The organism is Aliiruegeria sabulilitoris (genome assembly GCF_001558155.1).
In the GTDB taxonomy this organism is placed as follows: domain Bacteria; phylum Pseudomonadota; class Alphaproteobacteria; order Rhodobacterales; family Rhodobacteraceae; genus Tropicimonas; species Tropicimonas sabulilitoris.
The window spans coordinates 226,833-252,044 of record NZ_LOAS01000008.1; the positions used below are offsets into that span (position 1 = coordinate 226,833).

Sequence of the window (25,212 nt, forward strand, 5' to 3'; positions counted from 1 at the left end):
CCGACCTGAAAAAGCGCGCGTAATTCCCTCGCGTTTCGTACAATCGTTGATAATATACCGGCGAAACATCAACGATATCTGGGTGAAAACGTGACCAGCACCGCGCCGCGCCGTATCGTCTCTTCCCGTCACCTTGCCGAAGGCGAAGGCTGGGAGATGTCGGAATTCGAATACGGCATGATCATTGTCCACAATGCCTTCAACCGTTGGATGCAGCGCTGCATGACCGCGGCCGGCGGGGCCGATCTGGGGCCGCTGGAAATTCTCGTCCTCCACCACGTCAATCACCGCGACCGGGAGAAGCGCCTCTCGGACATCTGCTTCCTGCTCAATATCGAGGACATGCACACGGTGAACTACGCGCTGCGCAAGCTGATGAAATCGGACCTTCTGGTCTCCGAAAAGCGCGGCAAGGAAGTTTTCTACAGCGCCTCGGAAGCAGGTCAGGAACTCTGCGAACGGTATCGGCAGATCCGGGAGCAATGCCTTCTGGAGCCACTTTTGCAAGGCGGCGTCGAAGGCGAGCAGCTTCGCAACGTCGGCTCCATCCTGCGCACGCTGTCTGGCCAATATGATCAAGCGAGCCGGGCGGCAGCGTCGCTCTGAAGCAGCGGCGTCCTTGGCTCTCGCGCAGTGGTCGGTTTCGACGGCGGCGCGCAACTGGTAGCACCCGGTTCGAACGCCTTTCCACCAAACGTTCTTCCATCACACCAACGATCCTGCGGATCGTGCCCCAGGCGGGGATAAATCAGGTCAGAAGAAATCGCGGGGGTTTGGGGGCAGAGCCCCCAATCGTCCCAACCGGCTCCGACCGATCATCCAAGTGGATGGCTCATTCGCAGATCAGTTCCCCATCGCGTTCGGCAGCATTGTCACGATCCCCGGGAACACGGTGATCAGCAACAGCCCCAGCATCAGCAGCAGGAAAAAGGGCAGAGCGGCCTTGGCAACCCGCAGAATATCGATGCCAGTCAGTCCCTGGATCACAAAGAGGTTGAAACCAACGGGCGGGGTGATCTGGCTCATTTCGACCACGAGCACGAGGAAGATGCCGAACCAGAGCGGGTCGATACCGACGGCCTGCACGATCGGCAAGATGATTGAGGTGGTCAGCACGACGACCGAGATCCCGTCGAGGAAGCAGCCCAGCAGCACGAAAAACACCGTCAGCACCGCCAGCAGCGCATGGGGCGAGAGGTCGAACGTGCCGATCCAGGCGGCGAGGTTACGCGGGATGCCGGTGAAGCCCATTGCGATGGCGAGGAAGCCCGCCCCGAACAGGATCAGCGCAATCATGCAGGAGGTCCGCGTGGCCGACATCAGCGCTTCCATGAACTCGGTGCGTCCGAAGCTGCCGGTCATCACCGCCAGAACGGTCGCCAGGACCACGCCCACCGCGGCCGCATCGGTCGGCGAGGCGACGCCGGTATAGATCGTGCCGATCACGCCGGCGATAAGCAGCATCACCGGCAGAAGCCGACGGGAGGCAACGAATTTCTCCCGCAGGGACATCGTGTCATCCTCTTTCGGGATCGAATCCGGCGCCATCCAGGCGCGGATCATCACGTAGCCGCCAAAGAGACAGACCAGCATGAAGCCGGGCAGTATGCCGGCGATGAAGAGCCGGGCGATGGATTGCTCGGTCGCTACGCCATAGACGATCAGGATGATCGAAGGCGGAATCAGGAAGCCGAGCGTGGCGGAGCCCGCCAGCGTACCGAGGATCAGGCTCTCGGGATAGCCGCGTGCCTTGAGCTCCGGCACGGACATCCGCCCAATGGTGGCCGCGGTCGCGGCCGAGGAGCCGGAGACGGCGGCGAAGATCGCGCAACCCAGCACGTTCACATGCAGCAGGCGCCCGGGCAGTCGGGTCAGCCACGGGGCGAGGCCCGAGAACATGTCCTCCGATAGGCGGGACCTGAGCAGGATCTCCCCCATCAGGATGAAGAGCGGCAACGCGGCCAGCGGCCAGGAATGGCTATGCCCCCAGAGCGTCGTGGCCAGCACCAGCCCGGCCGGCGCATTGGAAAAGGCGACGATAGCGACGAAGGCCATGATCATCAGCGACAGCGCCACCCAGACGCCCGCGGCCAGAAGCGCGATCAGAAGGCTCAGCAGGATGCCGAAGATGACGGGATCGGAAAGTTCGGCCATCATGTCACTCCGATCCGAAATCGATGATAACGGGCGCTCGGTTGCGCACCGATTGCACGAGCGTGTCCAGCAGCGCCACGGTCAGCAGGACCAGCCCAGTCACCATCGTGAGTTGCGGAATCCAGAGCGGCACCGCGATGATGCCGGGCGAGGTATCGCCGTAATGCAGGCTCTCCAGCAGAAGCTGCACGGAAAACCAGGTGGCATAGCCAACCATCGCCGCGCCAAGCGCAAGCGACACCATCTCGGCCACCCATTGCCCGCCCTTTGGCAGCCGCGAGACCAGCAGGTTGACCCGGATATGGGCGCCCGCGCGCAGCGTGTAGGCCATGGCGAGAAAGCTCGCCGCCGCCAGCGCGAAGCCCGCGAAATCGGCATAGGATGGAATGGTATAGGAGAGCGCCGGCCCTCCGATGCGCGCGAGGATATTCAGCCCGACCTGGGCCGACACGAGCAGGCAGATCGCCAATATGCTGAGCGCAGCCAGCCCGCCGGCGGCGGTGTAGAGCGTATCTAGGACACGTCGCATTCAGGGCTCCCCCGAATAGGAAAAGGCCCCCCGCAATGGTGCAGGGGGCCGTTTGGATTACTGATTGTAGGCTTCGAGGATCGCTTTCGCCTCGTCGGAGGCTTTCTCGTTCCACTTCTCGAGCATTGCCGCGCCGATGGCCTGCAGTCCGGCAACCAGTTCCTCGGAAGGTTGAACGATGGTGATGCCGTTTTCTTCCATCACCTTGGTCTTGGCCGCAGCCTCTTCCTTGGACATCTCCCAGCCACGCGTCTCAGCTGCGGCGGCGGCGGTCATTACGGCTTCCTGCACCGTCGGGTCGAGCTTGTCGAAGACGCGCTGGTTCACCACCACGATATTCTTCGGCACCCAGGCGTCGATCGCGGTGTAATGGGTCACGAAATCCCAGGCCTTGGAGTTGGCGCCGGTGGAGGGCGATGTGATCATCGCCTCGACCTGGCCGGTGGAGAAGGCCTGCGGAATGTCGGCGGCTTCGACCTGCACCGGGGCGGCCTTGGCAAGGGCGGCGAATTCTTCCAGCGCGGCATTATAGGCGCGGAAGCGCAGGCCGGCGAGGTCATCCACCGTCTTGATCTCGCCATTGGTATAGAGCCCCTGTGCCGGCCACGGCACCGAGAAGAGCGGCATCAGGCCTTCCTTGGCCAGCAGTTCCGTCACCACCGGCTTTTGTGCTGCCCAGAGCTTGGCGGCGTCGTCATAGGAGGTCGCCACGAAGGGCTGGCTGTCGAGGCCATAGGCGAGGTCGTCATTGGACAGGCGCGACAGGAAGAACTCCCCGATCGGCACCTGGCGCGAGCGCACGGCGTTCTTGATCTCGGCGTGCGGGAACAGCGAATTGGCCGAGTGAACGGTGATTTCGAGCGCGCCGTCTGTGGCCGCGGCGACATCTTCGGCGAAGGTGCGGATATTCTGGGTGTGGAAAGTGGCGTCGCCGTAGGGGGTTGGCATGTCCCATGTCTCGGCGGCGAGCGGTGCTGCAATCATCAGCGCGGCCATGGCCGGCGCGGCAATCCTGATCATCTCGTTCTCTCCTGCTGGTTCTCCCCGGCATACCCGGGTTCTTGATAACTTCATCAAGAACATTACGTTGACAATTTGCAAGCGTTTTGTAACCTGAACCCACAGTACGCCGCCGGAAATTGACAATTAACCGCTCAAAAAGACAGCATTAACGTGAAATCAGATCAAGAAACGGGCTTCCCGCAGATCTCCCCGCTGGGCATCGACGGCCTGTTGGTTCGATTCGCCGACCGGTTCGACGATGCCGCCAACCGCGCCGCCCTCGCCTTCCGAGCTTTGGCCGATGCAATGGCGGATGTGCAGGAAACCTCCACATCGCTTGGCGCCGTCTATTTGCGCTTCGATCCGCACACGCTTGCCCATGCGGACCTTATGGACAGGCTCAGGGGGCTGCTCGCCGAGCGGAACTGGTACGACGCGCCCCTGCCTGCAAACCACCGGGTCTGGCGAATCCCGACTGTCTATGGAGGCGCGCATGGTCCGCAGCTCGACGCCACCGCCGATCTGGCAGGCACGGATGCCGACAGCGCCATCGAAGCGCTTTCCACCGCGCGGCTGCGGGTCATGGCCATCGGCTTTGCCCCCGGATTTCCCTATCTCGGCCAACTTCCCGAACGCTGGAACCTGCCGCGCCATGACGACCTGAAAACGGCCGTGCCACCGGGCGCACTTTGCCTGGCGATCCGCCAATGCGTGCTCTTTCCCACCCAGAGCCCCACCGGCTGGCGCCATGTCGGCACCACCGCCTTCCGCAGCTTCCGCCCCGATCACGACCAGCCCTTCCTGCTGCAACCGGGCGACGAGATCCTGTTTCCCGCAGCGCCGGCGCGCGACTTCGACCGTCTCGCGGAAGCACCCAATGGTGGCGCAAGCTGCGAGCCCGCCCCATGAACACGTTGATTCTCCACCGCACCGGCCCCGGCACGAGCGTGCAGGACCTCGGGCGCAGCGGCTTCCTCGCCCAGGGCCTTTCGCGCGGCGGCGCCGCCGACCCCGTCGCGCTGGCCGAAGGGGCCGCGCTGCTCAACCAGCCCCCTGCCCTTGCCGCGTTGGAAATCGTGTCCAGCGTCGAGGTCGAGGTCACGCAACCGACCTGGATCGCGCTCACCGGCGCACCGAAAAAGGCCAGCCGCGACGGCCAGCCGCTGTGCTGGAACGCCTGCCACCGGCTCGACCCCGGGCAGCGCCTGAGCCTCGGCACCGCGACAGAGGGAAATTACGCCTATCTCCACCTCGCGGGCGGCATCGAGACGCCGCAACAGGTCGGCGGGCGCGGCGCGCATCTGACCGCCAGGCTCGGCCCCGTTCTGTCCGATGGAACGCGCCTGCCGATCGGCCCGCCACCGGAGCCCAACCAGCGCGAGCGCGCCCTGCCCTCCGAAAGCCGCTTCGGCGGTGGCGAAATCCGCGTGCTGGCCGGACCGCAGACAGGCCTGTTCCCCGCAGAGGTGCTGGAGCGTTTCCTTGCCACGCCCTTTATCCGAACAGCCTGGGGAAATCGCCAGGGCGTGAAGCTCGGCCATGAAGGCGAGGGCTTCCGCCCTGCCGGCGGGCTCGACCTCATGTCCGAGGTCATCGTGCCGGGCGACATCCAGGTGACGGGGGATGGCACGCCCTATGTGCTCGGCCCGGAATGCCAGACCATCGGCGGCTACCCCCGCATCGCAACCGTCGCCCCGCAGGATCTGCCCCGGGTCATGCAGGCCACGCCCGGCGCGCGGTTGCGCTTCCGCATGGTGACGCTAGAGGAGGCGCTGGCCTCGCACCGGGCCATCGAACGTGTGTATGATGACGCAAGCGGCCAATTGCAGGCGCAGGAAAGCAACCCATATCACAACCTGATGGTGCACAACCTCATCTCCGGGGTCGCCATCGACATTTTCGACAGCGAGGACGACGCATGAACCGCCGGATCGATCTCAACGCAGACATGGGCGAAGGCTATGGCCGCTGGAGCATTGGCAACGATGCCGCGCTGCTGGAACATATCACTTCGGCCAATATCGCCTGCGGGCTGCATGCGGGCGACCCCGACGTGATGGCCGCCACCATGGCCGCCGCGCTGGCAATGGGCGTGAACCTTGGCGCGCATCCAGGCTTTCCGGATATTCAGGGCTTTGGCCGCCGCCGGATGACCCTGCCCGAGGCGTCGCTGCGCAACATGATCCGCTACCAGCTTGGCGCCGCCGATGCGATGGCGCGCGCGGCGGGCGGGCGGCTGCAGCATTTCAAGCTGCATGGTGCGCTTTCCAACATGGCGTCCGAGGATGCCGCGCTGGCGCGGGCCTGCTACGAAACCGCCCTCGATTTCGATCCCGAACTGGTGATCCTGATCCTGCCGCTGACGGCGATGGAAGAGGCGATGGAGGTGCTCGGCGGCGAATGGGCGGGCGAGATATTTGCCGACCGCGCCTACAACGAGGACGCAACGCTGGTGGACCGTTCCCAACCGGGCGCGATGATCCATGACGGGGCGCAGGCGGCGGCAAACATGGCGGCGATGGTGCGCGAACAGGCGATCATCTGCGCCTCCGGCAAGCGCCTGCCATGTCGCATCGATACGATCTGCGTGCATGGCGACACGCCCGAAAGCCTCGAAATCGCGCGCGCCGTTCGTGCGGGGCTCGAAGCGGACGGGCACGAGGTTGCCCCGCTCTGACGGCGGGACGCGCAGGTTCACTCCCGTTTCAGACGCAATTCGGCGGCGCGGGCATGGCCTTCCATGCCCTCGCTGCGGCTGATGCGTGCGGTTCTTCGGGCCAACTCGTGCGACGCTTCGGCGGTACAGCGCTGCCACGTCACCGTCTTGGTGAACTTGTGCACCGACAGCCCGCCGGTATAGCGCGCAGCCCCGCTCGTCGGCAGAACATGGTTCGGGCCGGAGGTCTTGTCGCCAAAGGCGACGGTCGTTTCCCTGCCGAGAAACAGCGAGCCATAGGCGGTCAGCCGGCCCAGCCACCAGTCCAGATCCTCCGCCTGCACCTGCAGGTGCTCGGGGGCATAGCTATCGGCGACTGTCGCGGCTTCTTCCCGCGTATCGCACAGGATGACTTCGGCCCGGTCCTCCCACGCGGTCCGCGCGGCGGTGGCATTGGGCTCGGGCAGGCTCGCGGCCAGTTCCCGCGCGCGCAGCATGACACCTTCGGCGAGCCTGCTATCCGTCGAGACCAGCCAGACCGGGCTGTCCGCCCCATGCTCGGCCTGACTGACCAGATCCCAGGCGACGGTTTCGGCACAAGCCGTATGATCGGCGATGATCAGCGAATCCGTCGGTCCGGCGAACATGTCGATGCCAACCGCTCCGAACAACATCCGCTTCGCCTCGGCAACGTAGGAATTGCCGGGGCCGACGAGGATATCCGCCGGCCGCGCGCCGAACAGGCCCTGCGCCATGGCGGCAACCCCCTGCACCCCGCCAAGGTTCAGGATCAGGTCCGCACCGGAGAGATCCATGGCATAGACGATGGCATCCGGAATACCCTCCGCGCGCGGCGGCGAGACGGCGGTGATATGCGGCACGCCCGCAACCTTGGCCGTGGTGATGGTCATCAGGGCGCTGGCAATGTGGCTGTAGCGCCCGCCCGGCACGTAGCAACCCGCGCTGGACACCGGGATCTGCTTCTGTCCCGCGATCAGGCCCGGGATCACCTCGACCTCGCACTCCCGCACCGTCTCCATCTGCGCTTCGGCAAAGCGGCGGATATTGCCGTGGGCGAAGCGGATATCCGCCTTCACCTCGTCGGGCACACGCGCACAGGCGGCCGCACGGTCGGCCTGCGACAGCACGATATCGCCGCGCCAGCCGTCGAGCTGCTCGGCATAGCGGCGCACGGCGTCCTCCCCATCGCGCGCGATATTGGCCAGCATGATCCGGACGATGTCGCGGATATCGTTGTTTTCCGCGCTCGGCCGGGGAGCCGCTTGCTTCAGATAAGTAACCGTCATCGGGGTGCCTCATGAAAGAATATCGGGCTAATAATCGCGCCTGCCGGAAATTCGACTGTTTCGTTGAGAAAGAGCTCCCCTCCAATCCAAACCGGATCTGGGAGAAAATGGAAGGGGCGGCCTGAAAGCCGCCCCGTCGCGCAAATGCAAATGCGCATTCGTTGGTCCTGCGCACCACCCGGATGACGCGGAAGCACCCTCGTCTGGATCGCGCGCGGCGCCAGCCCACGCCCCGGCCTAGCCGGTATTGCGCAGACCCGACGCGACCCCGTTGATCGACAGCAGCAGGCCGCGTTGCAGGCGGGCGCTGACTTCCTGGCCCCGGGACTTCTTGAGCAGCGCCACCTGGATGTGGTTGAGCGGGTCGAGATAGGGCGTGCGATCGGAGAGCTCCTCTTCCAGTTGCTCCCCGGTCAGGATTTCCAGCGCCGCGACGGTGGCATTCCATTCATCCGATATCCGGGTGAAGATCCGCTCGCGCAGCGCCTCGTCCTCGACAAGTTCGGCATAGTGGGCGGCGATGGACAGGTCGCTCTTGCGGATCACCGAGGTTACCTTTTCCACCATCGAGTGGAAGAAGGGCCATTCACGGTAGAGCCGCGCCAGTTCTTCCCCTGCCCCGTCTCCATTGGCCGCGATCCATTGCTGAATGGCGGTGCCGAACCCGTACCAGCCGGGCAGCATCAGCCGGCATTGCGCCCAGGAGAACACCCAGGGGATCGCCCGCAGGGAGCGGATCTCGCGGGTGGCCGCACGGGAAGCCGGGCGGGAGCCGATATTCAGCTCGGCGATCTCGTTGATGATGGTCGAGGACCAGAAGAAATCCTGGAACCCCTCGGTATTGAAGACCAGATCCCGATAGGCATGAAAGGCGTTCTCGGAAAGCGTCTCCATGATCGCGGCCGATTCCTCGGTGGCAAGGTCTTCGCCGGGCAGAAGCGAGGCTTCGATGGTCGCGGAAACCAGCGTCTCGAGGTGGGCATAGCCGCTCTCGGAATGGCTGTAGCGGGAGGAAATGACCTCGCCCTGCTCGGTCAGCCGGATCTGGCCGTCCACCGCGCCCGGCGGCTGGGCGACGATCGCCTCGCGGGCCGGTCCGCCCCCGCGGCCGACAGAGCCGCCGCGGCCATGGAACAGGCGCATCCGCAGCGCGCGGGCCTTGAACAGCTTCACCAGTTCGCGCTCGGCCTTGTAAAGCTCCCAGCCGGAGGTGACGAAACCGCCATCCTTGTTGGAATCCGAGTAGCCGAGCATGATTTCCTGCGTGCCGAACTGGCTGTCGAGCACGCGGGCATATTCCGGCAGGTCGAGCAGGTTGGCCACGATCTGCGGGCCCATCTGAAGGTCGGCAATGGTTTCGAAAAGCGGCACGACCGAAATCGAGCACTGCCCGTCCAAATCCATCAGCCCCACCTGCTTGAGCAGCACGCAGACCTCCAGCACGTCGGAAACCGACTGCGCATTCGAGATGATCGACGTGGTGATCGCCTTCGGGCCGAAACGGGAAATGATCTCCTGCGCAGCGCGGAAGATGCGCAGCTCCGTCTCGGTGGCCTCCGAATAGTCCCAGAACGGCCGGATCAGGGAGCGCGGCGAGTTGAGCTCTCCACGCAGCAGCGCGATCCGCGCATCTTCGTCCAGGTTCTTGTAATCGGTGCCGGGCGCGATCGCCTCGAACAGCTCCGCCACCGTGGCTTCGTGCACGGAGGAGTTTTGGCGCAGATCGACCGAAGAGAGATGGAAGCCGAAGCTACGGATCTTGCGCCGCAGCGACAGGAGCCGGCCATCGGCAATGATCGCGGCCTGGTTGGCGCGCAGCGAGGCATCCACCGCATCGAGCACATCCAGAAGTTCGTCGGTTCCGTCGTAGGCCGGCGCCGGCAAGGCGGGTCGCGGCAGCTGCGCGTCCGGGTCGAGTTCCTTAAGCGTCGCGGCCAGACGGGCGAACACACCGATCATGACGCGCTTGTAGGGCTCATCCTCCCGGTGCGGGTTATCGTCGGGCGAGGCGTCGGACAGCGCCAGAACCGCGTCGCTCACCTTGACGACACGGGTGGAGATCGACAGCTCGCGCGAGAGCATGTCCACCTCGTTCAGGTAATGGGTCAGCACGTGCCCGGCCTGCATCCGGAACACGTTGCGCAGCACCTCGTCGGTCACGAAGGGGTTGCCGTCGCGGTCGCCGCCGATCCAGGAGCCGATACGCAGAAAGGGCGGCACCGGCTCGCCTGGGCGGAATTCGAGCGCCTCGCGGGTGCTTTCAAGGATTTTCGGCACGGCCTGGAAGAAGGTGTGATCGAAATAGGCCAGACCGTTCTTGATCTCGTCATTGACCGTCAGCTTGGTGCGGCGCAGCAGGTGTGTCTGCCAGAGCGTGGCAATCTCGCGCTCGATGGCGCGGTCGATCTCGGCATGCTCCATCCCGACGGCGCGCGCGCGCGAGCGCTCGTCCAGCAGCCGCACAATGGAGAATTCCGAGCGCATGGTGCTCTGGCGGCGGATCTCGGTCGGGTGCGCGGTGAGGATCGGGCTGACCAGCGCTTCCCGGAAGAACTTCAGGATCTGTTCCTCGGTATAGCCGGCATCACGCACCGCCTTGAGCACCGTGTCGAGCTGTGATTCCGCATTGCGCCCTTCCGCCAGCGTCTCCTGGTCCTGCGCCATGTTGAGCAGGTGCAGGAAATAGGTAAAGGCCCGCAGCACCTGCAGCGTGCGCTCCTCGGAAAGCCCGGCAATCGTGCGCTGGAGCTTGGCATAGGCGTTCTCGTCGCCCGTGCGGTGGTACTCGATCGACGCAAGGCGGATGTTTTCAACTGTGTCGAAGGCAAGGCCGCCCTCCTGCGCATGCAGAACCCGGCCAAGAATACGGCCGAGGAAACGGATACCTTCATCGGCCTGCGGATTGCGTTCACCGGTCTCGGGGACGGAGTTGGATTGTGCCAAAATGACGACTCCCAAAATTGTTTCGCCATTCATTAGCGGGGTTTACACGCAAGTGATAGCGCAAACAAACCTGCACGTGGCGGGACCATTGCCAATGAATGGCCGAAAAGGAAACTGCCCGCAAAACACGCATTTGCCAAGCCGGTCCTGACGCATTTCCGGGCAATCCGCCGGGCTCAGCCGCCTGTGCTCCTGCACAGCCAAGACCGGCGCGGCAGGGACGCCTCAGCAGGCGCCGCCTTTGCGGGCCGGCGCACAGCTCGCCGCTTTCTGGCTATGCCAGGGCAGCCCGGCATTCTTCCAGCCATTGACATCGCGCTGTCCCGCATTGGCGCCAGAGGGGGCGCGGTCCCCTTCATACCCGTCGGTTACCGTATAAAGCTGCGTGAATCCGTATTGGGAGAGCGCGTCCACGGCCTGCGCGCTGCGGTTACCGGAGCGGCAGATGACGACAATAGGGTGATCGGCTCCGAGACCGCGATCCTGCACCAGCTTCGCGATACCGGGAATGAAATCGGGATTGAAGACCAGGCGCTTGCTCTTGTCGACAATCGCCAGCGGGATCAGCGCATCCACTTCGTCGGCAATGCCCGTCTCGTCGATCTCCTCTGGCGTGCGCACGTCGATCATGATCGCGGACGGATGTTCGGCCATGAAACCGGCCGCCTCGCTGGCCGAGAGATACAGGCCAAGAGCGGTTTGCTTCGACGCCGGAAGATCGGCCGCATAGGCCAGGCTGGCACCGACAAGCGACAGCAGGAGCGCGGCGGGCGCAAGGATCTGTTTCATGATCGCCTCGTAGTGATTTCACGCGGACTATAGGCACGCTGGCCTGCGGGCGAAAGACACGGGATCGAGAGCCGACCGCGACAGCGCGGCATCCCTTCAAAAAATAGCGAAAACGTGTGATTTCGAGCCCAAAACCCGGCAATCAAGTGCTTTCCAAAGCAGTTCATCTGCTGTATTGCCCGCCCATCTGAGACGTGACGCCTCTGACCCTGGGCGCGTGCAACAGGATTAAGGGTCGGCGGCAATGGGGCCGCCAATCAAACGGGAGACCCGGGATACGCCCGGGAGGGCTCCCAGACAGGATACGATAGATGTTCAATGAAGTGAAAAAATCGATGCAGTGGGGTCAGGAGACTCTCACGCTCGAAACTGGCAAGGTTGCCCGTCAGGCCGACGGCTCCGTGATCGCCACGCTGGGCGAAACCTCGGTCATGGCCAACGTGACCTTTGCCAAGGAACCGAAGCCGGGTCAGGATTTCTTCCCGCTGACGGTGCATTACCAGGAAAAATACTATGCTGCCGGCAAGGTTCCGGGTGGTTTCTTCAAGCGTGAAGCCCGCCCGACCGAGAAGGAAACGCTGACCGCGCGCCTGATCGACCGTCCGATCCGCCCGCTCTTCGTCCCCGGCTTCAAGCATGAAGTGCTCGTCATGTGCACCGTGCTCAGCCACGACCTCGTCAACGACCCCGATATGGTCGCCATGATCGCCGCCTCTGCCGCGCTGACGATCTCGGGCGTGCCCTTCATGGGCCCGATCGGCGCCTGCCGCGTGGGCTTCTGCGATGGCGAATACGTGCTGAACCCGGATGTCGCGGATATGGATCAGCTGCGCCTGAACCCGGAGCAGCGTCTGGACCTCGTCGTCGCCGGCACCAAGGACGCCGTGATGATGGTCGAATCCGAGGCCTACGAGCTTTCGGAAGAAGAAATGCTGGGCGCCGTGACCTTCGCCCATGAGCAGATCCAGCCGGTGATCGACCTGATCATCGACCTAGCCGAAACTGCCGCCAAGGAGCCCTTCGACTTCCAGCCGCCGGAATACTCCGAGCTTCTGGCCGCCGTGAAGGCCGCCGGTGAAGAGCAGATGCGTGCCGCCTACGCGATCCTCGACAAGCAGGAACGCACCTCCAAGGTTAGCGAAGTGCGCGCCGCGATCATCGAGGCACTCACCGAAGAGCAGCGCGAAGACGCCAATCTCGGCTCCGCGCTGAAGAAGCTGGAAAGCTCCATCCTGCGCGGCGACGTGGTCAAGAATGGCAAGCGTATCGACGGTCGTTCCACCACTCAGGTGCGCCCGATCAACGTGGAAACCGGCCTTCTGCCGCGGACCCACGGCTCCGCGCTCTTCACCCGCGGCGAGACGCAGGGCCTCGTGGTCACCACGCTGGGCACCGGCGAAGACGAGCAGATCATCGACGCGCTGCACGGGAATTTCCGCTCGAACTTCCTGCTGCACTACAACTTCCCGCCGTATTCGGTTGGTGAAGTCGGCCGCGTGAGTGGCCCGGGCCGTCGTGAAATCGGCCACGGCAAGCTGGCCTGGCGTGCGCTGCAGGCCGTCCTGCCCGCTCCGACCGACTTCCCCTACACGATCCGCATCGTGTCGGAGATCACCGAATCCAACGGTTCCTCCTCGATGGCTTCCGTCTGCGGCGGTTCGCTCTCGATGATGGATGCGGGCGTACCGCTCAAATCCGCCGTTGCCGGTGTTGCAATGGGCCTGGTGCTGGAAGAGGACGGCTCTTACGCCATCCTGACCGACATCCTGGGCGACGAGGATCACCTCGGCGACATGGACTTCAAGGTTGCCGGCACCGAGAACGGCATCACTTCGCTGCAGATGGACATCAAGGTCGCCGGCATCACGCCGGAGATCATGAAGAACGCCCTGGCCCAGGCCAAGGATGGCCGGATGCATATCCTCGGCGAGATGGGCAAGGCCCTGTCGGCTGGCCGTCAGGAATTCTCCGCCCATGCGCCGCGCATCGAGACCATGCAGGTCCCGACCGACAAGATCCGTGAAGTGATCGGCTCGGGCGGCAAGGTGATCCGCGAGATCGTCGAAGTGTCCGGCGCCAAGGTCGACATCAACGACGACGGCGTCATCAAGATCGCTTCGCCGAATGCCGAAGCCATCCAGAAGGCCTATGACATGATCTACTCGATCGTGGCCGAGCCGGAAGAGGGCAAGATCTACAAGGGCAAGGTCGTGAAGATCGTCGATTTCGGCGCCTTCGTGAACTTCTTCGGCAAGCGCGACGGCCTCGTGCACGTCTCCCAGATCGAGAACCGCCGCCTGAACCATCCCTCGGATGTGCTCAAGGAAGGTCAGGAAGTCTGGGTCAAGCTGCTGGGCTTCGACGATCGCGGCAAGGTCAAGCTGTCGATGAAGGTCGTCGACCAGGAGACCGGCGAGATGGCCAAGAAGGACGACGAGGCGTAAGCCTCTCTTCCCTGGAGACTATACCGGGGCGGCGGAGTGAAAACTTCGCCGCCATTTTTTTTCGTCGATGGCAGTATTCGGTCGTTTTGGCCATCAATCATGCTTTCCGACGTTCGGAGGCGCGCGCTTCGCGCGCGGAAACGATTCTGCGGATCGTGCCTCCGGCGGAGCTATTTATCGACAGATGATGATGGACGAGGCCTTCAATCATCTTTCCCAGATACATCTGGGGGGGGCAGCGCCCCCCCTTTCGACAGTCGGTCCGGGCCGAAACAGGCACGGGTCATGCCGGCATCAGCCGATGACAGTCATCTCGCTCACGACGGTGGCCTCGATGCAGCCTTCGGTGGCGAGCTTGTGCGCCTTCAGGTGCGCGCTGTTCATGTGTGCCTGCCACAGCTCCCGCGTCTCCCAGTTCTCGTAGAAGAAGAAATGCGCGGGGTTTTCATTGTCCTGGTGCAGATCGTAATTGATGCAGCCCTCTTCGGCACGCGTCGGTTCGATGAGCTTGAGCAATGCAGCCTTCACGAGGTCGACCTTATCCGGGTTGGCCTTGATATCGGCGATGATGGTGAGCTTGGACATCTCTCTGCTTCCTTCGTTGTGATGTCTTGGAGCTACGCCCACGACGTGCCCGGGTAAACCTGCAAAAGACGAAAGGCCCATGCCGGGCACGGCAGCGTCGCCCACACGAGGGCTCTGTCAGCGCCCGTTTTCGGCACCCGATATGTCCTTGGCACAGTCGAGCGGCCCGTGTTTGCGCCGAGCGCATGGGAGAAATGCAAACTTGATCGAAGTCAAAGAAGTCTTTTTGTCGGATAGGTATTCGAAACACAGTTTTTTTGTCGGATTTCCTTGGATGTCTGCGAGAAAATGTGGATACGGATGCTTCTGGAGAACCGCATATGAGTCTCAACGGGCTGCCTCTTGCACTGACATCGACCGGCGAATGGGTCGAGGTAACCGCCGTTGGCGGGGGAAGAGCAATGGAAAAAAGGCTCGGGGACCTTGGGGTTATCGCCGGCAGAGTGCTGCAGGTGGTCCAGAAGGATGGCGGTGGCCAGATGGTTGTCGCCGTGGGCGAGACGCGGTTTGCCCTGGGCCAGGGAATGGCCCAGAAGATCCTCGTCGCGCCGTCGCAGGACAAAGGGAACGCGCGCGATGAATGTCAAGCTGAAGGATCTTGCCGTAGGCGACCGTGCCGTCGTCGTTGGTTTCGCTGAAAGCGGAAAGGCTTACCGGCAGAAATTGCTGTCGATGGGACTGACGCCGGGCGCCGAAATCAGCGTGACCCGCGTCGCGCCGATGGGCGATCCGGTTGAAATCCGCGTGCGCGGTTTTGCCCTGACCTTGCGCAAGGCCGAAGCCGATGCGCTCGACGTGCGGAAGGCTTCCTAATGGCCGATCTAACCATTGCCATCGCCGGCAACCCGAATTGCGGCAAGACCACGCTTTTCAACGCGCTGACCGGCACGCATCAGCATGTGGGCAACTGGCCCGGCGTGACAGTCGAGAAGAAGGTCGGGGATTTCCGCCACAAGGACATTCATGTCGATCTCGTGGACCTTCCCGGTGTCTATTCGCTCAGCGTGGCGGGCGGTGCGACCTCGCTCGATGAGCGGCTGGCGCGGGACTATCTCGTCTCCGAAAAGCCCGATCTCGTCATCAACGTGCTCGACGCCTCCAACCTCGAGCGAAACCTCTATCTCACGGTGCAACTGCTGGAAATCGGCGGGCCGATGGTTGTGGCGCTCAACATGATGGACGTGGCCAAGGGCCGCCATATCGAGATCGATACCGCCAGGCTCTCCGAGCATCTCGGCTGCCCGGTTGTGCCGCTCGTGGCTGCTTGTGGCAACGGCGTGGAGGCGCTGGTGGATGTGGCCGTACAGGCGGCGCAGGAAGGCAAGACGCCCTCCGGCGACGTCGAATTCGGGCCGGAGCTGGAAAAAGCCATCGCGCATCTGTTGCCGGCAATTGCCAGCTCCATCGAGAATGCTGACCCGCGCTGGCTGGCGATCAAGCACCTCGAAGGCGACGAACTTTGCCCCGCCATGACCGACCCGGCGCTGCAGGTACCCGTTGCCCAGGCGCGAGCCGATCTGGAAGAGGCGGTCGAAATGGACGCCGACACGGCGATTGCCTGTGGCCGCTACGATTTCGTCACCCGCATCGCCGCCGACAGCATGCGCAAGACGACCGAGCTGACCCGAACCATGTCGGACCGGCTCGACCGGATCGTTCTCAGCCGCGCCGCAGGCATCCCACTGTTCCTGCTGGTGATATACCTGATGTTCATGTTCACCATTAACATCGGCGGCGCATTCATTGATTTCTTTGACATTTTAGCAGGAACGCTCCTGGTGGAAGCGCCCGCTGCGCTGTTCGCCGCCATTGGCCTGCCGGACTGGCTCAACACGCTGCTGAGCACCGGCATCGGCGGTGGCATCCAGACGGTGGCGACTTTCATTCCCATCGTCGGCTTCCTGTTCCTGTTCCTCTCCGTGCTGGAGGATTCCGGCTACATGGCCCGCGCGGCCTTTGTCATGGACCGCTTCATGCGGATGATCGGCCTGCCGGGAAAAAGTTTCGTGCCGCTAATCGTCGGCTTTGGCTGCAACGTGCCGGCGATCATGGCGACGCGCACGCTCGAAAACCAGCGCGACCGCACGCTGACGATCATGATGACGCCTTTCATGTCCTGCGGCGCGCGCCTGCCCGTCTATGCCCTCTTCGCCGCCGCCTTCTTCCCCACCGGCGGGCAGAACCTCGTTTTCGCGCTCTACCTGATCGGGCTGGGCGCGGCTGTCGGCACCGGGTTGCTTTTGAAAAAAACTTTGCTTCAGGGCGAAACCGCGCCCTTCGTGATGGAGCTGCCGCCCTATCACCTGCCCACCCTGCGCGGGCTGCTGCTGCGCACATGGGAGCGGCTGAAAACCTTCATCATCGATGCCGGCCGGGTGATCGTGGCCATGGTACTGGTGCTGACCTTCCTCAATTCCTGGGGCATGGATGGAAGCTTCGGCAACGAGGACAGCGACAATTCCGTGCTCTCCGAGATCGGACGCAGTTTGACGCCGGTTTTCGGGCCGATGGGGCTCGAGGAAGACAACTGGCCGGCGACAGTCGGCATCTTCACCGGCATTCTCGCCAAGGAAGCCGTGGTCGGTACGCTGAACACGCTCTACGCAGGGCTGTCGGAAGAGGCACCGGAAGAGGAGCCCTTCTCGCTCGGCGCGGGTGTGGCCGAGGCTTTCGGCACCATCGGGCCGAACCTGCGCAATGCGTTCGGCATGGCGACGGACCCGCTGGGCCTCGATGTCGGCTCCATCGACAACCCGGAACTGGCCGCCGAGGAACAGCAGGTCGCCGTCGGCACGTTCGGCACCATGGTCAACCTGTTCGACGGCAAGATCGGCGCCTTCGCCTATCTGCTGATGGTGCTGCTCTACATGCCCTGCGCGGCGACGATTGGGGCGATCTGGCGGGAAACCAACCTTGGCTGGACCGTGTTTGCCGGTCTCTGGACACTCGCGCTCGGCTACGGTTCTGCGGTTTTCTTCTACCAACTCGCCAGTTACGGCGCCCATCCCGTCGCGTCGATGCTGTGGATCGGCGGCATCGTTTTGGCCTTTGCCGGATTCTTCCTGCTATTGCGGTGGATCGGCAAGCGGGACCAGGACAACAGCGTGCCCGTCACGATCGCGGAATAGGTAACCCCATGATGTTGATGGAAATCCGGGCCTACCTGAAACTGCACGGCTCGGCGAATATTCTCGACCTGTCCAACCATTTCCGCGTGTCGCCGGACGCGCTGCGCGGGATGCTCCAACACTGGATCGCCAAGGGCGAGGTCGTCCGCCACGATTTCTCCGGCAGTTGCGGCGACTGCCACAGCTCCGGCCATTGCTCCGGCTGCGGGACCGCGGCGAGTTTCGAGGTCTACGAATGGCATGAGGTGGTACGGCGGGCGGTCTGACCGACGCTTGCCACCGGATCTGCCGCGCGCTTCGCCTTGGGAAACCAGGCGTCTCGACGATCGTAATATTTCTTCATCTCCCTGTCACATGCCCGTTACCCGGCTCTGCTCAATGGGGCCCAGCGCGACTTGGCAGCGATGTTGCCGCCGAATCCAGCCAACGGAGACATACATGAAAACGTCCATTGCCTCTGCTCTTCTTCTGACGAGCGCCCTGACCGCCCCGGCCTTTGCCGAAAGCCTGACCCGCGTGGCCACCGTCCCGCTTGGCGGCGAAATCACCGGAATGTTTCAGCAGGGCGACGACCTGTTCTTCAACGTCCAGCACCCCGCTGACGACATCGGCACCGCGTTCGCCAAGGCAACCGTGGGCGTCATCGCCAATGCCGATTTCGCCGCTGGCGAGCTTGCCGTGCCCGAAGGCGACGAGATGAAAGTCGTCAAGTCCACCCTCGGCGCGTACCAGGTCCTGGTCCAGGAAGGCGATTTCGGCAAGATCGGCCACATCGCGGGCGCCGGCGGCGAGATCAAGGTGTCCAACGACCCCGACTTCAACGCCTATGTCGCCACCGGCGACGCCGAAGGATACCTCTTCACCAACTGGGAAGACCGCCCCGGCGGCATGTCCCGCGTCAAGCTGATGCGCGCCGCGGATGGCACCTATTCGGTCGACGAAGCCGATGCGATGATGATCGACTTCTCCGCCGTTCAGGGCACCTGGGTCAACTGCTTCGGCACGCTGTCACCGTGGTCCACCCCGCTGACCTCCGAAGAGCTCTATTTCGACGACACCGCCGACTGGAACAACCCGGACTACAAGTATATCGACGGCGTCGAGGACCTTGCCGCCTATGTCGGTGCCTGGCCGAACCCCTACCGCTACGGCTACATCGTCGAGATCACCGATCCCGCCGGCAGCGCCACACCGGTAAAGCACTTCTCCATGGGCCGCTACAGCCACGAAAACTCGGTCGTCATGCCCGACGACAAGACCGTGTACCTCTCCGATGACGGCACCAATGTGGTCTTCTACAAGTTCGTCGCCGACGCGGCAGGCGACCTCTCGGCCGGCACGCTCTACGCCGCGAAGATGACCCAGTCCGCCGAGTCCGGCGCCGATGCCGCCACCACCGGTTTCGATGTCGAGTGGATCGAGTTGGCCTCCGGCAACAATGCCGAAATCGAAGGCTGGATCGCCGAGTATGACGGCATCACCACGGACGACTACATGGCCGACGCCACCGCCTACATCTCCGATGAGGATGTTGCCGCCTGGGCCGCCGGAGAGGCCGCCGACAACCGCGTTGCCTTCCTCGAAAGCCGCAAGGCCGCGAGCGCCAAGGGGGCGACCGCCGAATTCCGCAAGATGGAAGGCGTGAACATCAACTATGCCGCGGCCAAGGATGGCTCGGTTCCGTTCATGTACATGGCGATGTCGGAAGTGGCCAAGGGCATGTCGGACGCCGAGGGCGACATCCAGGTGTCCGAGGTCAAGTGTGGCGTTGTCTACGAGTTCCCGCTCGAAGCCGACTACAACACGACGAAAATGGTCCCGGTCGTCGCTGGTGGCGCCTATGACAAGAACGCCGAGGCCAATGCCTGCAACGTGGACGCCATCTCCAACCCGGACAACCTGCTGGTGCTGTCCAATGGCGACGTGCTGATCGGCGAAGACACCGGCGCGCACGAGAACAACGCCATGTGGCTGTGGAGCAAAGGCGCGATGTAATCGCCCCTTTCGAACGGAAATGACGACATTGGAGGGCGGGGGAAACCCTGCCCTCCCTGCCTTACGGAGACCACGATGAAACGCGCGCCCCTGCTCCCCCTTTTCTTGCTGATGCCGCTGGCGGCCATCGCCGAAGACCTTTCCGGGCTCGGCGAGAGCGACCTGATGCAGCGCCGACCGCGCTCGCAGGATGTCGCCGCCGCCGGTCGCATCTACAACCCCGAAGCACCGGTTCCACCGCAGTGCTACACCCGGATCGAGGGGCGCCATAACCCCTGCTATGTCTGCCACCAGGGTAATGACGACCGGACCCGGACCAATTTCATGCAGGATGGCGACCTGCAGGCCGAATATGCCTTCTCGGAGGCGGGGCTGACCAACCACCACGTGAACCTCTTCGTGGACCGCTCCGCCGACGTGGCCGCGATCTCCGATGCGGAAATCCTCGACTGGACCCGTAGCGACAATTACTCGGATCTCAGCGACCGCCTGGAGGCCGCGGGCTTCGAGGGCTGGATCCCCGATCTCGCGGGTTACGAGAACGCGGCCGAGGCTTTCGACGCGTACGGGCTGGCGCGCGACGGCTCGTGGTGGGTCGCTTTCAACTACAAGCCGCAGCCGTCGACCTTCTGGCCCACGAACGGCTCCACCGACGACGTGCTGATACGCCTGCCCGCGCCTTTCTACACGACCCAGACCGGCGTTGAGAGTCGCGACGTCTATTTCGCCAATCTCGCGCTGTTGGAAATGACCTTTCAGGATCTCGACCGCGTCTCGCTTCCGCCCGTGGATGAAACCGTGATTGGCGTGGATATCGACGGCGACGGCGCGCTTGGCATAGCGACCGAGATCGACCGTCGGGAAACCTATCTCGGCGCGGCCAGCGCTGAGCCGGTCATCCGCATGAATTATCCCGAACGGACGGATTTCCTGCATTCGGTCCGCTATGTTGGTATAAACGAGGATGGCTCGATCAAACCGGCGCGGCGGATGAAGGAGCTGCGCTACATGGTCAAGTCGCGCCAGTTCTCCATCGCGGCGCTGGCCTCGCGCTATGGCAACGAGATCCAGGAAAAGCTCGACGAGAACCTGCCCCGCTATATCGATCTCGGCGACCGGGGCATGGATAACGGCATGGGCTGGACGCTGCTGGCATGGATCGAGGATGAAGACGGCACGCTCCGCCGGCAGACCAACGAGGAGACCTTCTTTTGCCGCGGCTGCCACACCTCCGCCGGTGCAAATATCGACCAGACCTGGGCCTTCCCGCGCAAGATGACGGGAGCGGCGGGCTGGGGCTATATCGACCTCAGGAGCCAGAAGGACGTGCCCAATATCGGCGAGCAGATAGGCGAGATCGCGCTCTACCTGCAACGCGCGGGTGGCGGGGACGAGTTCCGCTCCAATACCGAGGTGCGCGAACGCTGGTTCAAGCAGGATGGCAGCATCGACTTGGAAGCGATGGCGGGAAAGAGCGTCTACGAGTTGATCACGCCCTCGCGCGAACGCGCGTTGATGCTCAACAAGGCTTACCGCGTTCTGGTCGCGGAGCAGAGCTTCCTGTTCGGCCGCGATGCCACGGTGACGCCGCCGGTCAACGTGCATGCCCGGATCGACGAGGCCACCGCCCCGACGCTGCCGCCGGAACATCGCTACTCGCACGACATCCGGCTGAATTGGACCGAGTGAGCCGATGGCCCGGTCGGGCGGGGCGCGCCCTGCCCGGCCCGCGGATCACGCGTTTTCGAGGTCCTTCAGATACGCCTGCAACGCCCGAATCTCGTCTTCGGTGAAATCGAATTCCGGCATCTGGTCAAATCCCGGCAGCGCACGGTCAAGCGCGCTGCGGTTGGCGCCCCGGATATCGGGCGCCGCATCATCGTCGCCCTCCGCATCCTCACCATGGCAGTCGACGCAATTCTCCGTGTAGAGCCATTTTCCGGAGGGAGCTTCCTGCGCCGTGAGCGCTCCGGCGGCGGAAAGAAGAAGCAGCGTCAGGGTCAATCGTCTCATGCTCGGTTCCGTTGGGGCGGCGCGTTGTCCCCTTGTTACCGGCCGTATATGTGATTTTCGTGATGCCGCCCCGCAAAGCCGCCATGCGCGCAGCGGAACAGCGGACCTGCCGATTTTCACAATCTGTCGCAATATCCTCGCCTGAAGCAGGTTTCTTGTCGTGCCGCCCCCCGGTTGGAGAGCCATTGTGTCGCGGAAACCGGATGACCGGCTTGCGGATCGCAAACGGTTTCGGCATGTGGCTGACGACAAGGAGAAACGGATGACCGTCCTTACGACAAGCGCCGCACGGATACACTCCCTCACCCGCCGTATCTGCCAGTTCCTGCTCGGTTTGGTCTTTGTCGGCCAGATGACCGTGGTCATCCTTCGCTATGTCTTTGGCGTGGGGTTCATCGAGTTGCAGGACGCCATCGCCTACAGCTTCGCCGCGCTGGTGGTTCTGGGCCTGCCGGTGGCGCTGGTGCTCGATTCCCATGTGCGGGTCGATGTCATCCGCACGCGCCAGTCCAAGGCCACAAAGAAATGGTTCGACCGTTTCGGCACCGTCTTCTTCCTGATCCCCGTCTTCGGGCTGACTATCTGGTGGGTCTGGCCCGATATCGCCTTTTCCTGGTCGATCCGTGAGCGCTCCGTGGAAACGGGCGGCCTGCCGGGGCTCTACCTGGTCAAGACGACGCTGCCCCTCGCCTGCGCCCTTATGATCCTGCAAGGCATCGCGGGCTTCGTTGCCTCTTTCGAAAGACCCAAAGATGATTGAGCATTTCTGGCTGATCGTTCTCGGCCTGAGCCTGCTGGGCGGCATTCTTTCGGGCATTCCCGTCATGCTTATCCTGTCGGGCGTGCCGGTGGCTGTGTCTTTCATCGCCGCCGCATTCGGGGCTTTCGACCTGAGCTTCCTGCAGGCCTATCCGCAACGCGCCTTCGGCGTGATGCAGAACTCGCTGCTGGTCGCGGTGCCGCTCTTCGTGCTCATGGGCGTACTGCTGGAACGGTCGCGCGTGGCCGAACGCACGCTGATGCAGGTCAGCCGCCTGCTGGGTGGCAGCCCGCGAGCGCTGGCGCTCTCTGTGCTCATGATTTCCACGCTGATCGCCGCCTCGACCGGCATCATCGGCGCCACCATCGTCATGCTCGGGCTGATCAGCCTGCCGGCGATGCGCCAGGTCGGCGTGCCCGACAGCACCGCGAGCGGCTTGATCTGCGCCTCCGGAACGCTGGGGCAGATCATCCCCCCCTCCATCGTCCTGATCCTGCTGGGCGATCAGGTCTCCAACGCCTATCTGGACGCGCAACAACGCGCGGGCAATTTCGCCCCCGATGCCGTCACCGTGGGCGATCTTTTCGCCGGGGCCCTGTTGCCCGGCCTGCTGCTGGTGGCGCTTTACGGACTGTTCGTTACGGTCCGCCTCGCCCGCACACCGGCAAAGACAAACGTGGTAACCGACCCGATCGGCCCGTGGGAATTCGTCCGCGAAGTCCTGCCCCCCATCCTGCTCATCCTCGCCGTGCTTGGCTCGATCCTGGCCGGCGTCGCGACCCCGACGGAGGCCGCGGCCATCGGCGTGGCGGGTACGCTGCTGATCACCGCAGCGCGCGTCAGCGCCGCCCGCGACACGGACTCCTTGCCCGGTGGCACTCAGGCGCATGCCCCCGGCGAACGCCGCAGCCCGGCCTGGCTCCGTCATGTCATGACGGTAACGGCAGTGGTCGGCTTCGGCCTCGTGGCGCTCCGCCTTTCCGGTGTCGGCCGCATCAACCTCAACGCCGCCGAGATCAGCCTCTCGGGCGGCTCGCTGCTGGCGCTGGCAATGACCGTCCTGCTGGTGGCCGGCCTGATCATTTCGGTCGTCGTACTGACCCGCGCCGGCGTCTTCGGCGACGCGCTCGCACAGGCAGCCCGGATCTCGGCGATGATCTTCGGGATCATCCTCGCCGCCTCCATGCTGTCGCTCGTCTTCCGCGGTTTCGGCGGTGACGAATGGGTGCATGACCTGCTGAGCAACCTGCCCGGCGACCACACCACCATGCTGCTCTTCACCCTCCTGGTGATCTTCATCATGGGCTTCATCCTCGAATTCATCGAGATCGTCTTCATCGTGATCCCGCTGGTCGGCCCGATCCTTCTGCAGGATATCGACCCGGTCTGGTTCGCCGTCCTGGTGGCGCTGAACCTGCAGACCTCGTTCCTGACACCGCCCTTCGGCTTCGCGCTGTTCTACTACCGCTCTGCGGCGCCGGAAGAGATCAAGACAACAACAATCTACAAGGCCGTCATACCCTTCGTGCTGATCCAGGTGATCACGCTCGGAGTGGTGTTCCTTTGGCCACCACTTGCGACATGGCTGCCGCAGGTATTGTTTGGATGACCCGGAAATGCGCAAACCGGAACGGGGTGAGGAGCCCCTCATTGGGAGATAGAAGATGAAACGTCGTGCATTCCTCAAGAGCGGTGTTCTCGCCGCTCCGGCCGCCGCGCTCGCGGCGCCCGCGCTCGCCTCGGGCGTGATCGAGTGGAAATGTCCCACCGCCTTTCCGGCGCAGGCGCCGGGCATCGGCACCAACGCGACCTCCTTCGTGGATCGCGTCAACAAGATGGCCGAAGGCCGGCTGAAGCTGAAGCTCTACTCGGGTGGCGAACTGGTCCCGCCTTTCGCAGTCGAGGATGCCGTCCAGCAGGGCACCGCCGAGATCGGCCACACCACCGCCTATTACGCCGCCGGCAAGAACTCGGCACACCACTTCTTCACCACCATCCCCTTCGGCCTGACAGCGGGCGAGGTCGGCGCCTGGCTGCGCTTCGGTGGCGGTCAGGAGCTCTATGACGAGATCTATGGCCAGCGGGACCTGGTTCCCTTCATGTGCGGCAACACCTCCGTGCAGGCTGCCGGCTGGTTCAAGAATGAAATCACCAGCGTCGAGGACCTGTCGGGCCTCAACATGCGCATCGCGGGCCTCGGCGGCGAGGCCATGCGCAAGCTCGGCGTGAACGCGGTTCTGCTGCCGCCCACCGAGATCTTCCCTGCCTTCCAGTCGGGCGCGATCGACGCCACCGAATGGGTCGGCCCGATGCTCGACCTGGCATTCGGCATGAACAAGGTCGCCGATTACTGCTACGCCCCAGCCTTCAGCGAGCCCGGCTCCGGCCTGCACGTGGTGGTCAACAAGGAGGCCTGGGCGAGCCTGACCCCGGATCTTCAGGAGATGATCCGCTCCGCGGCCAGCGCCTGCGAGATCGAGAACATCAACCGCTTCGAGTATTTCAACGCCCAGGCGTTCAAGGCGCTTCAGGAAGCGGGCGTCCAGTTCAAGACCTTCCCCGAGGACGTGCTCGCAGCGCTCAAGACGGCTTCCGCCGAAGTTCTGGCGGAACAGGCCGCGGCCAATCCCGACTTCGCCAAATGCCTTGAGAGCTACAACGCCTATCTCGAGCTCGCCCGCCCGTTCAACGCGGCCTTCATGGCCCCGTCGCTGCTGCAACGCGCCTGAGCCAGCCTGTTCATACGACGGCCTCCCGGCGCCCGTGCGCCGGGAGCACGACACCTCGAGGGAAAAGCTCGCGGCACATCGCGACATCGCCAATCTGGGACGGTCGAGAATACCGGTCCGGCCTCCGTTTGAGGGCGCGCTCTTCGGATCGCGCCTCCGGCAGAGGTATTCGGAGAAA

At 63.7% G+C, this 25,212-nt stretch carries 22 protein-coding genes; 14 read left to right on the top strand and 8 right to left on the bottom strand.

Translation table 11 applies throughout. The annotated features are described in order from the left end of the window. Positions 1 to 90 precede the first annotated feature (90 nt). Positions 91 to 606 (top strand): winged helix DNA-binding protein, encoded by a 516-nt coding sequence (locus AX756_RS08550; protein WP_438938397.1) that lies wholly within the window; start codon positions 91 to 93, stop codon positions 604 to 606. A gap of 237 nt (positions 607 to 843) precedes the next feature. Here the strand turns inward: AX756_RS08550 and AX756_RS08555 are convergent, their stop codons facing one another. From AX756_RS08555 to AX756_RS08565, 3 genes are read right to left on the bottom strand one after another with little or no spacing between them, the layout of a single operon-like run. Then, positions 844 to 2,154 carry a TRAP transporter large permease gene (locus tag AX756_RS08555; protein ID WP_068310149.1) on the bottom strand — a complete coding sequence of 437 codons (1,311 nt, stop codon included), beginning with the start codon at positions 2,152 to 2,154 and terminating at the stop codon, positions 844 to 846. Positions 2,155 to 2,158: 4 nt separating this feature from the next. Then, positions 2,159 to 2,683: a TRAP transporter small permease gene (locus tag AX756_RS08560; RefSeq protein ID WP_068310030.1), complete on the bottom strand. Its 525-nt coding sequence runs from the start codon at positions 2,681 to 2,683 to the stop codon at positions 2,159 to 2,161. Between the two features lie 57 nt (positions 2,684 to 2,740). Continuing rightward, positions 2,741 to 3,703 (bottom strand): TRAP transporter substrate-binding protein, encoded by a 963-nt coding sequence (locus AX756_RS08565; protein ID WP_068310031.1) that lies wholly within the window; start codon positions 3,701 to 3,703, stop codon positions 2,741 to 2,743. A gap of 153 nt (positions 3,704 to 3,856) precedes the next feature. Between AX756_RS08565 and AX756_RS08570 the strand changes: the two genes are divergently transcribed. From AX756_RS08570 to AX756_RS08580, 3 genes are read left to right on the top strand one after another with little or no spacing between them, the layout of a single operon-like run. Beyond that, positions 3,857 to 4,594: a 5-oxoprolinase subunit B family protein gene (locus tag AX756_RS08570; RefSeq protein WP_068310032.1), complete on the top strand. Its 738-nt coding sequence runs from the start codon at positions 3,857 to 3,859 to the stop codon at positions 4,592 to 4,594. Continuing rightward, positions 4,591 to 5,607, top strand: coding sequence for a 5-oxoprolinase subunit C family protein (locus AX756_RS08575; protein WP_068310033.1), 1,017 nt, complete (start codon positions 4,591 to 4,593; stop codon positions 5,605 to 5,607). Before AX756_RS08570 ends, AX756_RS08575 begins: the two co-directional genes overlap by 4 nt. After that, positions 5,604 to 6,362 (top strand): LamB/YcsF family protein, encoded by a 759-nt coding sequence (locus tag AX756_RS08580; protein WP_068310034.1) that lies wholly within the window; start codon positions 5,604 to 5,606, stop codon positions 6,360 to 6,362. Before AX756_RS08575 ends, AX756_RS08580 begins: the two co-directional genes overlap by 4 nt. Positions 6,363 to 6,379: 17 nt before the next feature. Here AX756_RS08580 and hisD read toward each other — a convergent pair whose 3' ends face one another. The 3 genes from hisD to AX756_RS08595 form a co-directional block, all read right to left on the bottom strand. Beyond that, positions 6,380 to 7,648 (bottom strand): histidinol dehydrogenase, encoded by a 1,269-nt coding sequence (gene hisD / locus AX756_RS08585; RefSeq protein ID WP_068310035.1) that lies wholly within the window; start codon positions 7,646 to 7,648, stop codon positions 6,380 to 6,382. Between the two features lie 237 nt (positions 7,649 to 7,885). After that, positions 7,886 to 10,591, bottom strand: a complete 2,706-nt coding sequence (ppc, locus tag AX756_RS08590; protein WP_163886891.1) for a phosphoenolpyruvate carboxylase — start codon at positions 10,589 to 10,591, stop codon at positions 7,886 to 7,888. A gap of 225 nt (positions 10,592 to 10,816) precedes the next feature. Then, positions 10,817 to 11,380 (bottom strand): rhodanese-like domain-containing protein, encoded by a 564-nt coding sequence (locus tag AX756_RS08595; protein WP_068310037.1) that lies wholly within the window; start codon positions 11,378 to 11,380, stop codon positions 10,817 to 10,819. A 311-nt stretch (positions 11,381 to 11,691) separates the two neighbouring features. On the opposite strand from AX756_RS08595, the gene pnp reads away from it, so the two are divergent. Then, positions 11,692 to 13,824, top strand: coding sequence for a polyribonucleotide nucleotidyltransferase (pnp, locus tag AX756_RS08600; RefSeq protein WP_068310038.1), 2,133 nt, complete (start codon positions 11,692 to 11,694; stop codon positions 13,822 to 13,824). A 294-nt stretch (positions 13,825 to 14,118) separates the two neighbouring features. Here pnp and AX756_RS08605 read toward each other — a convergent pair whose 3' ends face one another. Continuing rightward, positions 14,119 to 14,409, bottom strand: coding sequence for a putative quinol monooxygenase (locus AX756_RS08605; RefSeq protein ID WP_068310039.1), 291 nt, complete (start codon positions 14,407 to 14,409; stop codon positions 14,119 to 14,121). 320 nt (positions 14,410 to 14,729) lie between these two features. On the opposite strand from AX756_RS08605, the gene AX756_RS25065 reads away from it, so the two are divergent. From AX756_RS25065 to AX756_RS08630, 6 genes are all read left to right on the top strand, one after another. Then, positions 14,730 to 15,047, top strand: a complete 318-nt coding sequence (locus AX756_RS25065) for a FeoA family protein (protein ID WP_082739009.1) — start codon at positions 14,730 to 14,732, stop codon at positions 15,045 to 15,047. Then, the gene (locus AX756_RS08610; RefSeq protein WP_068310040.1) at positions 14,986 to 15,222 is read left to right on the top strand and encodes a FeoA family protein; all 237 of its coding nucleotides are present in this window, start codon (positions 14,986 to 14,988) and stop codon (positions 15,220 to 15,222) included. The genes AX756_RS25065 and AX756_RS08610 overlap by 62 nt, the downstream gene beginning before the upstream one ends. Continuing rightward, positions 15,222 to 17,537, top strand: a complete 2,316-nt coding sequence (gene feoB / locus AX756_RS08615; protein WP_068310042.1) for a Fe(2+) transporter permease subunit FeoB — start codon at positions 15,222 to 15,224, stop codon at positions 17,535 to 17,537. The genes AX756_RS08610 and feoB overlap by 1 nt, the downstream gene beginning before the upstream one ends. Before the next feature lie 8 nt (positions 17,538 to 17,545). Further along, on the top strand, positions 17,546 to 17,803 hold the full coding sequence (locus AX756_RS08620; RefSeq protein WP_068310044.1) for a FeoC-like transcriptional regulator: 258 nt from the start codon (positions 17,546 to 17,548) through the stop codon (positions 17,801 to 17,803). 172 nt (positions 17,804 to 17,975) lie between these two features. Next, positions 17,976 to 19,532 (top strand): alkaline phosphatase PhoX, encoded by a 1,557-nt coding sequence (locus AX756_RS08625; RefSeq protein ID WP_068310046.1) that lies wholly within the window; start codon positions 17,976 to 17,978, stop codon positions 19,530 to 19,532. 75 nt (positions 19,533 to 19,607) lie between these two features. Then, entirely contained in the window at positions 19,608 to 21,221 is a 1,614-nt protein-coding gene (locus tag AX756_RS08630) for an Aq_1262 family (lipo)protein (RefSeq protein WP_068310048.1), read from the top strand. A 45-nt stretch (positions 21,222 to 21,266) separates the two neighbouring features. On the opposite strand, the gene AX756_RS26045 is transcribed toward AX756_RS08630, so the two are convergent. Continuing rightward, positions 21,267 to 21,545, bottom strand: coding sequence for a c-type cytochrome (locus AX756_RS26045; RefSeq protein WP_068310049.1), 279 nt, complete (start codon positions 21,543 to 21,545; stop codon positions 21,267 to 21,269). A gap of 262 nt (positions 21,546 to 21,807) precedes the next feature. On the opposite strand from AX756_RS26045, the gene AX756_RS08640 reads away from it, so the two are divergent. From AX756_RS08640 to AX756_RS08650, 3 genes are read left to right on the top strand one after another with little or no spacing between them, the layout of a single operon-like run. Next, positions 21,808 to 22,305, top strand: coding sequence for a TRAP transporter small permease subunit (locus AX756_RS08640; RefSeq protein ID WP_068310151.1), 498 nt, complete (start codon positions 21,808 to 21,810; stop codon positions 22,303 to 22,305). Beyond that, on the top strand, positions 22,298 to 23,914 hold the full coding sequence (locus AX756_RS08645) for a TRAP transporter large permease (protein WP_068310051.1): 1,617 nt from the start codon (positions 22,298 to 22,300) through the stop codon (positions 23,912 to 23,914). The genes AX756_RS08640 and AX756_RS08645 overlap by 8 nt, the downstream gene beginning before the upstream one ends. Positions 23,915 to 23,969: 55 nt before the next feature. After that, on the top strand, positions 23,970 to 25,034 hold the full coding sequence (locus AX756_RS08650) for a TRAP transporter substrate-binding protein (protein WP_068310053.1): 1,065 nt from the start codon (positions 23,970 to 23,972) through the stop codon (positions 25,032 to 25,034). The last annotated feature ends 178 nt before the right edge of the window (positions 25,035 to 25,212 follow it).

Excerpts from the sequence above, each read along its gene's own strand:
- AX756_RS08555 (WP_068310149.1), bottom strand. The coding sequence starts at position 2,154 with ATGGCCGAACTTTCCGATCCCGTCATCTTCGGCATCCTGCTGAGCCTT.
- AX756_RS08560 (WP_068310030.1), bottom strand. The coding sequence starts at position 2,683 with ATGCGACGTGTCCTAGATACGCTCTACACCGCCGCCGGCGGGCTGGCT.
- AX756_RS08565 (WP_068310031.1), bottom strand. The coding sequence starts at position 3,703 with ATGATCAGGATTGCCGCGCCGGCCATGGCCGCGCTGATGATTGCAGCA.
- AX756_RS08575 (WP_068310033.1), top strand. The coding sequence starts at position 4,591 with ATGAACACGTTGATTCTCCACCGCACCGGCCCCGGCACGAGCGTGCAG.
- AX756_RS08580 (WP_068310034.1), top strand. The coding sequence starts at position 5,604 with ATGAACCGCCGGATCGATCTCAACGCAGACATGGGCGAAGGCTATGGC.
- hisD (WP_068310035.1), bottom strand. The coding sequence starts at position 7,648 with ATGACGGTTACTTATCTGAAGCAAGCGGCTCCCCGGCCGAGCGCGGAA.
- AX756_RS08595 (WP_068310037.1), bottom strand. The coding sequence starts at position 11,380 with ATGAAACAGATCCTTGCGCCCGCCGCGCTCCTGCTGTCGCTTGTCGGT.
- pnp (WP_068310038.1), top strand. The coding sequence starts at position 11,692 with ATGTTCAATGAAGTGAAAAAATCGATGCAGTGGGGTCAGGAGACTCTC.
- AX756_RS08605 (WP_068310039.1), bottom strand. The coding sequence starts at position 14,409 with ATGTCCAAGCTCACCATCATCGCCGATATCAAGGCCAACCCGGATAAG.
- AX756_RS25065 (WP_082739009.1), top strand. The coding sequence starts at position 14,730 with ATGAGTCTCAACGGGCTGCCTCTTGCACTGACATCGACCGGCGAATGG.
- AX756_RS08610 (WP_068310040.1), top strand. The coding sequence starts at position 14,986 with ATGAATGTCAAGCTGAAGGATCTTGCCGTAGGCGACCGTGCCGTCGTC.
- feoB (WP_068310042.1), top strand. The coding sequence starts at position 15,222 with ATGGCCGATCTAACCATTGCCATCGCCGGCAACCCGAATTGCGGCAAG.
- AX756_RS08620 (WP_068310044.1), top strand. The coding sequence starts at position 17,546 with ATGATGTTGATGGAAATCCGGGCCTACCTGAAACTGCACGGCTCGGCG.
- AX756_RS08625 (WP_068310046.1), top strand. The coding sequence starts at position 17,976 with ATGAAAACGTCCATTGCCTCTGCTCTTCTTCTGACGAGCGCCCTGACC.
- AX756_RS08630 (WP_068310048.1), top strand. The coding sequence starts at position 19,608 with ATGAAACGCGCGCCCCTGCTCCCCCTTTTCTTGCTGATGCCGCTGGCG.
- AX756_RS26045 (WP_068310049.1), bottom strand. The coding sequence starts at position 21,545 with ATGAGACGATTGACCCTGACGCTGCTTCTTCTTTCCGCCGCCGGAGCG.
- AX756_RS08640 (WP_068310151.1), top strand. The coding sequence starts at position 21,808 with ATGACCGTCCTTACGACAAGCGCCGCACGGATACACTCCCTCACCCGC.
- AX756_RS08645 (WP_068310051.1), top strand. The coding sequence starts at position 22,298 with ATGATTGAGCATTTCTGGCTGATCGTTCTCGGCCTGAGCCTGCTGGGC.
- AX756_RS08650 (WP_068310053.1), top strand. The coding sequence starts at position 23,970 with ATGAAACGTCGTGCATTCCTCAAGAGCGGTGTTCTCGCCGCTCCGGCC.